The 13,076-nt window shown below is 55.1% G+C and carries 10 protein-coding genes; 8 read left to right on the top strand and 2 right to left on the bottom strand.

The features are described 5' to 3' along the window. The first annotated feature begins 276 nt into the window (after positions 1 to 276). The 6 genes from purC (at position 277) to lpxB (ending at position 6,936) form a co-directional block, all read left to right on the top strand. Positions 277 to 1,020 (top strand): phosphoribosylaminoimidazolesuccinocarboxamide synthase, encoded by a 744-nt coding sequence (purC, locus tag JJD41_RS15075; protein ID WP_200667881.1) that lies wholly within the window; start codon positions 277 to 279, stop codon positions 1,018 to 1,020. 74 nt (positions 1,021 to 1,094) lie between these two features. Further along, complete coding sequence (locus JJD41_RS15080) at positions 1,095 to 3,410, top strand: BamA/TamA family outer membrane protein (protein ID WP_200669211.1); 2,316 nt, start codon at positions 1,095 to 1,097, stop codon at positions 3,408 to 3,410. A 5-nt stretch (positions 3,411 to 3,415) separates the two neighbouring features. Next, positions 3,416 to 4,297 carry a UDP-3-O-acyl-N-acetylglucosamine deacetylase gene (gene lpxC, locus JJD41_RS15085; protein WP_200667883.1) on the top strand — a complete coding sequence of 294 codons (882 nt, stop codon included), beginning with the start codon at positions 3,416 to 3,418 and terminating at the stop codon, positions 4,295 to 4,297. A gap of 63 nt (positions 4,298 to 4,360) precedes the next feature. Beyond that, a complete protein-coding gene (gene fabZ / locus JJD41_RS15090; RefSeq protein WP_200667893.1) occupies positions 4,361 to 4,870 on the top strand; it encodes a 3-hydroxyacyl-ACP dehydratase FabZ in 510 nt (169 codons plus the stop codon). Positions 4,871 to 4,942: 72 nt separating this feature from the next. Further along, positions 4,943 to 5,746 carry an acyl-ACP--UDP-N-acetylglucosamine O-acyltransferase gene (lpxA, locus tag JJD41_RS15095; RefSeq protein WP_200667895.1) on the top strand — a complete coding sequence of 268 codons (804 nt, stop codon included), beginning with the start codon at positions 4,943 to 4,945 and terminating at the stop codon, positions 5,744 to 5,746. A 5-nt stretch (positions 5,747 to 5,751) separates the two neighbouring features. Further along, on the top strand, positions 5,752 to 6,936 hold the full coding sequence (gene lpxB / locus JJD41_RS15100; RefSeq protein ID WP_200667897.1) for a lipid-A-disaccharide synthase: 1,185 nt from the start codon (positions 5,752 to 5,754) through the stop codon (positions 6,934 to 6,936). A 42-nt stretch (positions 6,937 to 6,978) separates the two neighbouring features. Here lpxB and JJD41_RS15105 read toward each other — a convergent pair whose 3' ends face one another. Together JJD41_RS15105 and JJD41_RS15110 are read right to left on the bottom strand one after the other, a co-directional pair. Then, a complete protein-coding gene (locus JJD41_RS15105; protein ID WP_200667899.1) occupies positions 6,979 to 10,143 on the bottom strand; it encodes an efflux RND transporter permease subunit in 3,165 nt (1,054 codons plus the stop codon). 20 nt (positions 10,144 to 10,163) lie between these two features. After that, a complete protein-coding gene (locus JJD41_RS15110; RefSeq protein WP_200667901.1) occupies positions 10,164 to 10,847 on the bottom strand; it encodes an efflux RND transporter periplasmic adaptor subunit in 684 nt (227 codons plus the stop codon). 126 nt (positions 10,848 to 10,973) lie between these two features. On the opposite strand from JJD41_RS15110, the gene rppA reads away from it, so the two are divergent. Further along, positions 10,974 to 11,681 carry a two-component system response regulator RppA gene (gene rppA, locus JJD41_RS15115; protein WP_200669212.1) on the top strand — a complete coding sequence of 236 codons (708 nt, stop codon included), beginning with the start codon at positions 10,974 to 10,976 and terminating at the stop codon, positions 11,679 to 11,681. Then, complete coding sequence (rppB, locus tag JJD41_RS15120; RefSeq protein WP_200667903.1) at positions 11,678 to 13,069, top strand: two-component system sensor histidine kinase RppB; 1,392 nt, start codon at positions 11,678 to 11,680, stop codon at positions 13,067 to 13,069. The genes rppA and rppB overlap by 4 nt, the downstream gene beginning before the upstream one ends. Positions 13,070 to 13,076 lie beyond the last annotated feature (7 nt).

A 13,076-nucleotide genomic window follows, 5' to 3' on the forward strand; every position in this document is an offset into this window, starting at 1 on the left:
AAGGGCGATCGCCCGGGAAAAGCATCCGGCAATGAGGGCCGCAACAATTGTCCCCATAACAGCGCCAATTCTCAAAAAAAACAATCTATCCAACGCCGTCAGGGAACCCAGAACGGAGAACCGGTAAAAAAGAGAAAAAAAAACCAAAAATCCGGCTGGCGATCGCCGACGATCGGGCGATCGCCAGCTAGCGATAGAATGATTGGGGAAAAATGACGGCTCGCGATCGCGAGACAACCCCCACCCCAGTTCTACCAAAATCAAGCACTATCACCGATGTCCGTGCCAGAAAAACTTTACGAAGGGAAAGCCAAAATCCTGTATCCCACCGACGATCCAGAGATTTTATTGGCGTACTATAAAGACGACGCGACCGCCTTCAACGCCCAAAAACGGGGAACCATCGTCGGGAAAGGGCAAGTCAACTGCACCCTATCCGCCGCCTTATTCAAACATCTCGAAGCGGCGGGAATCCCGACCCATTTCGTCGAGCAAACGGCAGGCGATCGCATGAAAGTCCGGCGCGTGCGGATTTTGCCCTTAGAAGTTGTAGTCAGGAATATTGCTGCCGGAAGTTTGTGCAAACAAACCGGGTTAGCCGTCGGCACCGTCTTGAAACATCCCCTCGTCGAGTTCTTCTATAAGAAAGACGAGTTAGGAGATCCCCTCCTGACGCGCGACCGACTGCTCCTATTAGAGCTGGCGACCCCCGAACAGCTTCAACAACTCCAAACGATGGCCCTGCGGATCGACGAGATCCTCAAAGACTTTTTCCACCAATGTGGTATTACCTTGGTGGATTTCAAATTAGAATTCGGCATTGATGGAAGCGATCGCCTCATCTTAGCCGACGAAATCAGTCCCGATACCTGTCGGTTGTGGGACGACAGCCAAAGCGATCCCGAAGCGCGGGTAATGGACAAAGACCGATTCCGGCAAGATTTGGGCAATGTTGAAGGAGCCTATCAAAAAGTGTTAGAGCGGGTTCTCGCTCAAACGCCCCCGTCAGCTCCCCATTAAACGGTAAAGAATGCAGACTTTGCAGCCCAATAGTATTCTGTCTGTGGTGTGTGGACGTGCCAAAAACTCGACAAATGCGCTTATCTCCAGTGTGGGGAGCCCTTCTGGCTGCCTCAGCCCTTCTCAGTTTCTCCCAACCGGGTCAAACCCAATCCCTCGGTGAAGGGGGCCGTAGAACCGAAACCCCTGTCGCCGCCGGGAACGCCGACGCCGATCCCGCGATCGCCCCAGAGCCCGCAACGAGCGCTCGGAGCGTGGATTGGGCGGCGATCTCCCGGGAATGGCAAGCGATCGAAGCCACCCAGAACGCCCCAGGGGAGAGCCATCTACCCCCCTCAGCGTCCCCGAGGCTGCAAGCACAAGTCAGCGACCCTCCCGTTCCCGACGATCCCGGCGAGAGCCCTACCAACGCGCCCTCGGCGGCGGAGGAAGCCGACGGAGAGCCTGAAGGGATCCCACCGGAAGCCGAGACCGAAACCGAAATGCCGGACGCGACGGAAGACGGAACCGAAAGCCCCGAAGTGATTAGGGATACGGAAGACGAACCGACCCCTTCGCGTCCGCAAGCGCCCTTACCGATTCCGAGGGACGAACCGGAAACCCAACCGGAAGGGAGCCAAACGAGCGAACCCGAAGTCCTCGTCGCCGAAGTGGTCGTCGAAGGAGTCGAAGGCGAACCGGAACTCGAAGATGAAGTTTACCGGGCCATTTCCCTGCGACCGGGACGGACCACGACGCGATCGCAACTGCAAGAAGACATCAACGCCATTTTTGCCACCGGATATTTCTCCAACGTCCGAGCCCGACCGGAAGACACGCCGTTAGGGGTGCGCGTCACCTTTGTCGTCGAACCGAATCCGGTCTTGCAAGCGGTCGAAATTCGCGGCAATCAAGTTTTACCCCAAACCGTCATCGACGAAATTTTCGGCGAACAGTACGGCGAAATCCTCAACTTGCGCCGCTTCCAAAACGGGATTAAAGAACTCAACGAGTGGTATCAAGCCAACGGCTACGTGCTGGCCCAGGTGATCGACGCCCCCCAAGTGACCCCGGAAGGCACCGCAATTCTCGAAGTCGCCGAAGGGGTGGTCGAAGATATCCAAATTCGCTTTATTAACGAAGACGGCGAAACTGTCGATGAAGAAGGGCAACCGATTAAAGGGCGAACCCGGGAATATATCATCACCCGGGAGTTGGAGTTAGAACCCGGGGAAGTGTTCAACCGGGCGCAAGTCGAACGGGATTTGCAACGAGTGTTCGGTTTGGGCATCTTTGAAGACGTGCAGATTTCCCTCAATCCCGGGGAAAACCCGCGTAATGTGGTGGTCGTGATCAATGTTCTGGAGAAAAATACCGGATCGATCGCCGCCGGGGCCGGGATTAGTTCCGCAAGCGGGTTATTTGGAACGGTCAGCTATCAAGAGCAGAACTTACTCGGACGCAACCTCAAACTCGGGGCGGAATTGCAAGTCGGTCAGCGCGAATTGCTGTTCGACGTGAACTTTACCGACCCGTGGATTGCCGGGGATGAAAATCGCACCTCGTACACGGTCAACGCCTTCCGACGGCGATCGATTTCCCTGATTTTTGACGGCGGCGACAACGACGTCGAACTCGATAACGGCGATCGCCCTCGGGTGCTGCGGTTGGGCGGCGGCGTCACCTTCTCCCGTCCCTTAGAAAACGACTGGCGGGCTTCCCTCGGGGCCAAATACCAGCGCGTCAGCATTCGCGATTCCGACGGCGACATCGAACCGGAAGACGAACTCGGCAACGATTTGAGCTTTAGCGGCGACGGGGAAGACGACCTGTTGACCGTGCAGTTAGCCGCCTCGCGCGATCGCCGCAACAACCGAGCGCAACCTACCGCCGGAAGTCTCTTCCGAGTCAGTGCGGAACAGTCGGTTCCCATCGGACTCGGCAATATTTTTATGACTCAACTGCGTAGCAGCTACAGCTACTACGTCCCCCTCGATATCGTCAAATTCTCCGACGGCGCCGAAACCCTCGCCCTGAGCGTGCAAGGCGGCACGACGATCGGCGATCTGCCCCCTTACGAAGCCTTTTCCTTGGGAGGCAGTACCACGGTGCGCGGTTACGGGGAAGGGGAACTCGGAACCGGGCGCAGTTTCGTGCAAGCCACGGCGGAATATCGGTTCCCGATTTACGCGATCGTCGGCGGCGCGCTCTTTTTCGACGCCGCGACCGATTTGGGCACCGGAGGCGACGTTCCCGGAGATCCGGCGGGGGTTCGGGACAAACCCGGTAGCGGCTTCGGCTACGGCGTCGGCGTTCGGGTGCAATCTCCCCTCGGCCCGATCCGCGTCGATTACGCCTTCAACGACGAGGGCGAAAGCCGCTTTCACTTCGGCATCGGCGAGCGGTTTTAAGGGGAATGACAGCAGAACGGACAGAGCACCGGAGTGCGTACACTTTGGCCGGGGAATTTACCCTGTCCGGGGTCGGCTTGCATAGCGGCGAAATCACCACGGTGACGGTCAAACCGGAGTGGACGACCCCGGGGCGGGTGTTCGTGCGCCGCGATCGCCCCGACGGACCGACGATCCCGACTCGGGTGGAAGCGGTGAGCCAAACGACCCTTTCGACGGAATTAAAAGCGGACGGGGCCGAGGTGCGAACCGTGGAACACCTGTTAGCGTCCCTGGTCGGGATGGGGGTCGATCGCGCCCGCATCGAAATCGACGGCCCGGAAGTGCCGTTGCTCGACGGTTCCGCCCAACCTTGGGTAGAGGAGATCGCCCGAGTCGGACGAGTGGCGGTTCCGGAGGCGATCGTCGAACCCGTCGTGTTGGACGAACCAATTGTCCTGCGCGACGGCGATGCGTTCGTGGCGGCGTTTCCCGGCGAGGGAGTGCGAATCAGTTACGGGATCGATTTTCCCTATGCGGCGATCGGCAATCAGTGGTACAGTTGGTCCCCGGATCCCGGTCAAATCGAGCCGTCCGACTTTGCACGGGCGATCGCCCCGGCCCGGACTTTCGGTTTTGCCGACCAAATCGAAGCCTTACGGAATGCAGGTTTAATCAAAGGCGGCAGCCTGGACAACGCCCTCGTTTGCAGCGCCGACGGCTGGCTCAACGGACCGTTACGATTTGCAAATGAACCCGTGCGTCATAAAATTTTAGACTTAGTAGGAGATCTCAGCTTGCTCGGGGGGCTTCCCCAAGCTCATATCGTCGCCTACAAAGCCAGTCACAAGCTGCACGTCCGGCTCGCGCGGGCGATCGCCGAGTCCGGCAGCTCTCGCAACCGTTGAACTCAAACTCAATCCACAGCCCAACTCACCTGATACGGGCGTCGCAAGTCAAATCGATCTACCATGTCCAGTTCCACCGACCGTAACAATTCTGCCCACCGTCAAACCGAACCTCAAGCCGATGAGGAGAGCAAGCCGACGCCTTCCCAATTATCGATCGAAGAAATACACAAACTCCTTCCCCATCGCTATCCCTTCGCCCTCGTCGATCGCATCCTCGAATACGTCCCCGGCGAACGGGCCGTGGGGTTGAAAAATATTAGCTTTAACGAACCCCAGTTCCAAGGGCATTTTCCCCAACGCCCGATTATGCCGGGAGTGCTGATGGTCGAAGCGATGGCCCAAGTCGGCGGCGTCGTTTTAACCCAACTGCCGGGAATGGAAGGCGCTTTGTTCCTCTTTGCCGGAATTGATAAAGTCCGCTTTCGTCGTCCGGTGGTTCCCGGCGACCAACTGATTATGACCACGGAATTAACGAGAATGCGGCGGCGGTTCGCTCAAATGAAAGCGCGTGCCGAAGTCGAGGGCCAACTGGCTGTAGAAGGGGAATTAATGTTTTCCCTCGTGGATTGACCGGAGCAAAGGTAAAAAGACCCCGGCTGATAACGGGTTCTTTTTATTTTTGGCTTTTTACTCTTGAAAATTATGAGGACACTGATTCACCCGAGTGCGGTCATCCATCCGGATGCCCAGATTCATCCCACTGTTGAGGTCGGTCCTTACGCGACGATCTCAGGGCAAGTCAAGGTCGGTCCGGGAACGAAGATCGGCGCGCATGTCGTTTTGGACGGTCAGACGGAAATCGGGGCAGCCAATCGCATTTATCCGGGGGCGGCGATCGGTCTGGAACCTCAAGATTTAAAGTACGACGGCGCGCCGAGTCTGACCAAAATTGGCGATGGCAATACGATTCGGGAATACGTGACGATCAACCGGGCGACGGGAGAAGGCGAAGTGACGGCGATCGGCAATGATAATTTGCTGATGGCTTACGTTCATGTTGCCCACAACTGTCGCATCGCCGATCGCGTGGTGATTGCCAATAATGTCGCCCTGGCGGGCCACGTCCAAATTGAGGATCGCGCCGTTCTCGGCGGGGTTTTGGGGATTCACCAATTCGTGCATATCGGTCGGTTGGCGATGATCGGCGGCATGAGTCGGGTAGACCGGGACGTGCCGCCGTACATGCTCGTCGAAGGCAATCCCTGCCGGGTGCGATCGCTCAATCTGGTGGGCTTAAAACGGGCGGGATTGACCCCAGAAGACCACCAATTGCTAAAAAAGGCATTTCGCATCCTTTACCGCAGTGGCGACACGTTACGGCAGGGTATCGACCAGTTGGACTTACTCCCGGATAACGAATATGTCGCCCACTTGCAGGGCTTTTTAGTGGCTTCGCTCGGCGAAGGACGGCGCGGCCCGACCTCTGGATCGAAGGGGTCGCGTTAACAGGAATGGATCGAGGGCGCGCGGTGCGGATTTTTATGTGTACCGGAGAAGTCTCCGGGGATTTACAAGGGGCGATGCTGGTCGAGTCGTTATACGAGCAGGCGGCGAAGCAGGGGATCGACTTGCAAATCGTGGCGTTAGGCGGGGCGCAAATGGCGCGCGCGGGGGCCGAAGTGCTCGCCGATACGACGGCGATCGGATCGGTAGGATTGTGGGAGTCGCTGCCGTTTGTGTGGCCGACGTTGCAGATTCAACGGCGCGCCAAACGGTATTTGAGGGAGAATCCGCCGGATGTGGTCGTGGCGATCGATTATATGGGGCCGAATTTGGCGATCGCCAATTTTGTGAAGCGGCATTTACCCCAAGTTCAGGTGATTTACTATATCGCGCCGCAAGAGTGGGTCTGGTCTCTGGGCGATCGCACCACCAGCGAGATCGTCCGTCTGTGCGATCGCATTTTGGCGATTTTCCCCGAAGAAGCCCGCTATTACCGGGAGAAAGGCGCTTCGGTGACTTGGGTGGGCCATCCCTTGCTCGATCGCCAGTCCCAATGGCCCGCACGCGATCGCGCCCGGGAAAAATGGGCGATCGCCCCGGAAACTCCCGCGATCGTCCTATTACCTGCATCTCGAATTCAAGAAATCCGCTATTTGCTGCCCCCCCTGTTCGAGGCGGCGCGCCGGATTCAAGCGACCCTACCGGAGGCGCGCTTTTACGTTCCCCTGTCTCTGGGGGCGTACCGGGAGGCGATCGAAGGGGCGATCGCCCGCTACGGCTTGCAGGCGACCGTCGTAGACCGCGAGGACACGCCGTGGGCGATCGCCTGCGCCGATTTGGCCCTGACTAAATCCGGTACGGTCAACCTCGAAATTGCCCTCGCCGGGGTGCCTCAAGTGGTGCTGTACCGCGTCAGTCCGCTTACGGCGTGGATCGCCCGCCACCTGTTGCGCTTCTCGATTCCGTTCATGTCGCCGCCGAATTTGGTGTTGATGAAATCCGTGGTTCCGGAGTTGTTGCAGGAAGAAGCGACGCCGGAAAATATCGCCCGGGAAGGGCTGCAGTTATTGCGCGATCGCGAAACCCGCGAGGTCATGTTCGCCGATTACGCCCGCATGAAGGAAGCCTTGGGGGAAGTCGGGGTCTGCGATCGCGCCGCCAAGTTCTTGCTACAGTGGGCGGGCGATCGTTAGCCCAACTGACACCCGCCCCACCGATTCACGTTCACACTAAGACTATCGAATCGAATCGGCAGTCGATGGCGAAATTTCGTCGATCGAAACATTCCGGCGAACTTTCGCCGTTTTTGGTTTGGGCATCAGCCATTTCCCAAACTTAGCGTATAGAGCGGGAATGACCAATAACGTTAAAGCAGTAGACGTAAATAATCCGCCTAAAACCACAACCGCTAACGGTTGTAAAATTTCATTTCCCGCCCCGTTGGCGATCGCCAACGGTAACATCCCCAACGCTGACGTTAGAGCCGTCATCAAAATAGCATTGACTCGGTCTAGAGAACCGTTAACGATCGCATCTTTCAGGGGCATTCCTCGAAGAAATTTATTGTTGTAGTTGTCTACCAATAACAACCCATTACGAACCGCCACACCAAACAAGGTAATAAATCCAATTAAAGACGCTACAGAAATTACACCTCCAGTCAAAATAATCGAAATAATTCCACCGATTAACGCTAGAGGTAGGTTGATTGTGATGGCGATCGTAGCGGGCAGAGATTTGACCGAGAAAAACATTAAAATCGAAATCGAGATCGCCGCCAAAATACTATAAACGACCAGATTGTTCGTTGCATTTTGTTCCGCTTCAAACTGCCCGCCATATTGGATAAAATACCCATTGGGCAACGCGACATTTTGACGAATCGTTGCTTGGATATCTCCGACCACACTGCCCAAATCGCGGTCTGCAACATTGGCAGAAACCACAATTAGCCGAGAAACATCTTCCCGATTGACGACATTCGCGCCCATACCGTAATCGACTGTAGCCACCGTACCGAGAGAAATCATTTCCCCCGTGGGAGTCGCGATCGGAATTGCCCGAATTGCATCGAGATTGTTGCGCGCCGATTCCGGTAAACCCACCCAAATATCGATCAGTTGCTGATTTTCCGGGACTTGAGCGACGACTTTACCGTTTAGGGCCGTTTCTACGGTTTGAGAAATATCCGCCATCTTTAAACCGTAGTTCGCCGCCGCCGCGCGATCGTAATGAATTTGGACTTGACGAATGGGGAGTTGAGGTTCGAGCTGCAAGTCTACCACTCCGGCAATCGGGGCGATCGCATCGCGCACCTGTTCGCCAATCCGGCGCAGTTCGATTAAATCCGGCCCAAAAATTTTCACCGCGATCGCACTTCTGACCCCAGAGAGAACCTCATCCATCCGGTGAGAAATAAAACCGCCAATATTCGGGGCAACTCCCGGCAATTTTAAAAACGCCTCGCGCAATTCTTTAACACTCGCGTCCCGGTCTTCGAGAGCCAGATCGCTCAACTCCACATCTACGTGAGCCATGCTGACCCCGGCCCCATCGGCATCCCCGGGAGCCCGTCCGGCTCGGACTTGCACCCAGTCGTAGAGCGGATTATCCTTGAGCGAAGCGTACAGTGCCATTCCCGCTCGATTCGTCATCTCCAAAGATACCCCAGGAAACAAGACCATCGAATTGACCATCGATCTTTCCTGAAATTCGGGTAAAAAGACGCGCCCCAAAGACGGTACGATCGCAAATGCCGCCACTAAGGCTGCAAGAGCCAAACCCAAAATCAGTTGCGGCACTCGGAGGGAAGTTTCCAGCAACGGACGATACAATCGCTCGATCCAACGAGAAATGAACGTGCCTTGTTCGGGTAAGGTTTGGTTGGCCAGTAAAATCGCACAGAGGGCAGGGGAAAGGGTCATCGCTACGAGAGTTGACGCGGCAATCGAGAGTAAGTAGGCCCAACCCATCGGCGCGAAAATCCGTCCTTCCACTCCGGTCAAAGTGAAAATGGGGGCAAATACCACGATAATAATCACCGTGGAAAAAATAACGGCTAAACGCACTTCCACGGAGGTATCGTAAACGACTTGAAACGGGTGTTTGGGATTGCCTTGAGCCTGATTTTTCCGCAGTCCGCGATCGCAATTTTCCATATCGACGATCGCGTCATCGACCACCGAACCGATGGCCACGACTAAGCCCCCGAGGGTCATGGTATTGATGCCCAAGCCGAAAGCTTGCATCAATAACAAACCAATTAATAAAGAGAGGGGAATCGCACTCAGGGCGATCGCTGCCGTCCGCCAATTCATCAAAAACAGCAACATAATCGCCGACACGATAATGATGCCTTGAACCAGGGAACCACTGACATTACGAATCGCCGCATCGATAAAGTTCGACTGGCGAAATGTCCGCACGATGTTGACATCGGCGGGAAAAGTTGGCTTTAACTGTTCGATAACCCGTTCGACAGCTTCAGTCACCGTGGGCGTATCGATCTCCGGTTGTTTGTTAATCATCATGACAACCGCAGGTTGACCGTTAAAGCTGGCATCGCCACGCTTGAGCGCGCTTCCAGTTTGTACCTGGGCGACCTCTTGTAGCAAAATCGGGACGCCGTTGTCTACTTTGACGACGGACTGCTGCAAATCGGCGATCGATTGAAGGTGACCGATCCCGCGCACGAGTAATTCTTGACCGCCGCCGATCGAAAATCCCCCCGGGGCGCTCGAACTCGCCCCCCTGGAGGCATCGACGACTTCGGAAAAGGAAACGTCGAGAGCTTTGAGTCGGGCCGGATCCACTAAAACTTGTTCTTGTCGTCGTTCTCCGCCGTAAACGGTTACTTGCGAGACCCCGGGTACGGAGAGAATTTGATGAGTGAGGGTGACTTCGACCAAGCGGCGTAACTCCATCAGGGAGGTTTGTCCCTGTCCGTCTACGGTGAAGGCATATTGCAAGATCGTTCCCAACGGCGAGACCAGGGGCGAGATTTCCGGCGGATGGGCGACTTGCGGGAGTTCGTTGCTCACCTGTTGGAGACGTTCCGAAACCGATTGTCGTGCTTTGTAGATATCAACCTGGCGGTCGAAGACGACATGAACCATCGACAGTCCGACTTTGGACGACGATCGCACCGTGGTGACCCCGGGTAAACCATTGACCGCACTTTCAATGGGTATGGTAATCTGGGTTTCCACTTCTTCTGGAGCCAATCCGACGGCTTCGGTCTGAATATCGACTTGAGGCGGGGCGAAGGGTGGGAAGACGTCGAGGGGCATTTGGGTGATGCTAAAAACTCCCCAAATCGTGACGACAATCGCAGCGATGACAATCAACCACCGTTGGGCAATGGAGTTTTTGAGCGTCTGGTTGAGGATGGAGTTTAACATCTTCGGTTGGAAATTGGCCTTTATTTGTCAGAGAAAAGGTCGTTTTTTTTGCGAGAGTTACCGATAAAAGCGATCGCCCCCACGACAACTAGAGCTACACCGCCAATAGTCGCTAAAATTCCTACGGGCAACGTCGCCGATTCCGTCGTCGTTTCGCTGCCTTGTTCTCCAGAGGCGGTTACCGTATTACCGGAAGTCTCGTCATCGCCCTCCGTTGCTTGGGTCTCGGCCCGAGGGGGACTGGGGTTCGGTTCCGCAGAGGCGATCGCTTCCGGAGGGGTTGCGGTATCGGTCGTTTGGGTTTTGCGCGATTCCGCGTATAGAGATAGGCTCCCTTGGGTCACGAGTTGTTCGCCAACCGATAAGCCTTCGGTAATTTCGATCGCGTCGCCTTGAGTGGCGCCAGTAATGACGTCAACAGGTTCGTAAAAACTCTCGTACTGTACGAAGACCAATTGCCGACCGTTGTCGTCCACCAACGCCGTAACCGGAATGAGTACCGCAGCACTGCCATCGGGGGCCGGGGCGATCGCGCTAACTTCAATCCCGAATAAGGAGTCCGTTTCGGGATTGACCTGAACGCGATTGACGCCCCCAGTGGCCTGAAATTCATCGCCGTGACCGACGTGCGCGAACACCACCGTTGGCGCGATCGTCCACAAACCGACCGCCAATATCGAACCGAATAATACCGATAGTTTCATCAGATCTCCTCACAACTAAAGTCTCTAGAAAACAATCTTTCAAAGTGTGTCACGGGGTCGATGAAATTCAGGTGAAATCTGAAGATTTTGGCTAAAATCGAGGTTGCGATCGATGTCTGCAAAACCATGAGAATTTTGTTAGTCGAGGATGAAATCGATTTGGGATCGGCCATCAAGCAGGTGTTGGTCAACGAAAATTATGTGGTGGACTGGGTGCAAAATGGCGCTCATGCTTGGGATTGTCTGCAACAGCAATGGGCGGATTATACGGTGGCGATCGTCGATTGGTTGTTACCCGAACTGTCTGGATTGGAGATCTGCCGTCAGTTGAGATCGCAGCACAATCCTTTACCCGTCCTGATGTTGACCGCGTTGGGTCAGGCGGAAAATCGGGTGACGGGGTTGGATGCCGGAGCGGATGACTATCTCGTCAAACCGTTTGTAATGGAAGAACTGCTCGCCCGTTTGCGGGCCTTGCAACGGCGATCGCCTCATTTTCAACCGCTTACCCTGACCGTCGCCGGATTTACTCTCGATCCGGCTAACAATACCCTCTACGTCCGTACCGACAAGTCTGAGCCTCGCACGATCGCCTTAACGCCTAAAGAATTTCAGCTTTTGATGTATCTGATGCAAAATCCCGATCGGATTATTCCGGGGAGTAAATTACGCCATCAGCTTTGGGATATGGATGCGGAACCGAGCAGTAATGTCGTCGCGGCTCACATGCGGTTGCTGCGTCGCAAGTTAGCCCATCATGGTTGTCCCTGTCCGATTGAGACCGTTCCCGGCGCAGGCTATCGATTTAACTCGGACTTCGCTTCCCAGTCATGAACGATTACTCTGTGTTTCGGCGCAGTCGCTTGCAGTTGGCGCTCTGGTATGCAGGCATTATGGGTCTGATTTTGAGTATTTCAGGGGTCGGCATCTATCGAGCGGCGATCGAGTCGAGCTGGTTGGCGATGGAGCGCGAAATCGAATCGATCGCCGGAACCCTGCACGATAGCGTCGAACCTCTATTGCCTGTCGGTGAAAATCCGAGTCGGGTACTGCAGCAAATTTTTCCCGATCTGTGTTTGAGGGGCGAACTGTGTGAGAAAACCCCGACGTTAATTCAACGGCATACAATTGGCATTAGCGATCGCAATACTTACTACATCCGTCTGTTCGATCGCCACGGCAAGCTGCTCGCTTTCTCTCCGAATCAACCGCGATCGCTCCCGAACCGCTTCAATCCCACTCCCTGGCAGACGTTTCGCACGCCGAGGGGCATTCGCTACCACCAATTCACGACTATTTTACATAGCACCCCTCAGTCCGATCCGAGCGCTCGACTCAATACCCATTCATCTTGGGGTTACTTACAAATCGGACGGACGTTAGAAGGTTTCGATACGCAAATCCGCCGAATTCGATGGATTCTCGGGGCTGGTTTTCCCATAGCTCTCGTCTTAGTTGGGGTTTCGAGTTGGTGGCTCTCCGGATTGGCGATGCAACCGATTTACCAGTCCTATCAGCAGCAACGACAGTTTACGGCGAATGTCGCTCACGAACTGCGATCGCCCCTAGCCAGTTTGTTAGCTACCGTCGAGGCGATCCTGCGCCTGTCTCCATCCAATCGCAACGATCTCTCGGTGATGCTCAATACCGTGGAACGACAGGGGCGACGCTTGAGTTATTTGATCGCCGATTTATTGTTTTTAAGCAGTCTCGATGTTAATTCTGCTTCAACTTCGTTTCAGTCGTGTTGTTTAAATGATTTAGCGAGCGATTTAACGGAAGAATTCTTAGAACTGGCGATCGCCTCTGACATTGTTTTGACGAAACAGATTCCGGACGACAATCTCTACATTCTCGGTGACGAATCGCAGCTTTACCGTCTGGTCTCGAATCTAATTGCTAATGCGATCCGCTACACCCCTGCTGGAGGTAAGGTAGAAGTCGTATTGAGATCCCGCGATCGGGCCGCACTCATTTTAGTCAAAGATACGGGAATCGGTATTTCCCTTGAAGAACAAAGGCGCATTTTCGATCGCTTCTACCGGGTGGGGAGCGATCGGTCTCGCGAAACAGGAGGGACGGGTTTAGGATTGGCGATCGCCGAAGGAATTGCTCGCCTCCACCACGGTACTATTGAGGTAGACAGCGAACTCGGGCAAGGAAGCACGTTCGCGATTCGATTACCTTTGGCGAGTTCGATCGTCTCTGAATCTAAAATCTAAACTAAAC

The sequence above is a fragment of the Oxynema mangrovii CENA135 genome, from assembly GCF_016632315.1.
Classification (GTDB): Bacteria; Cyanobacteriota; Cyanobacteriia; order Cyanobacteriales; family Laspinemataceae; genus Oxynema; species Oxynema aestuarii.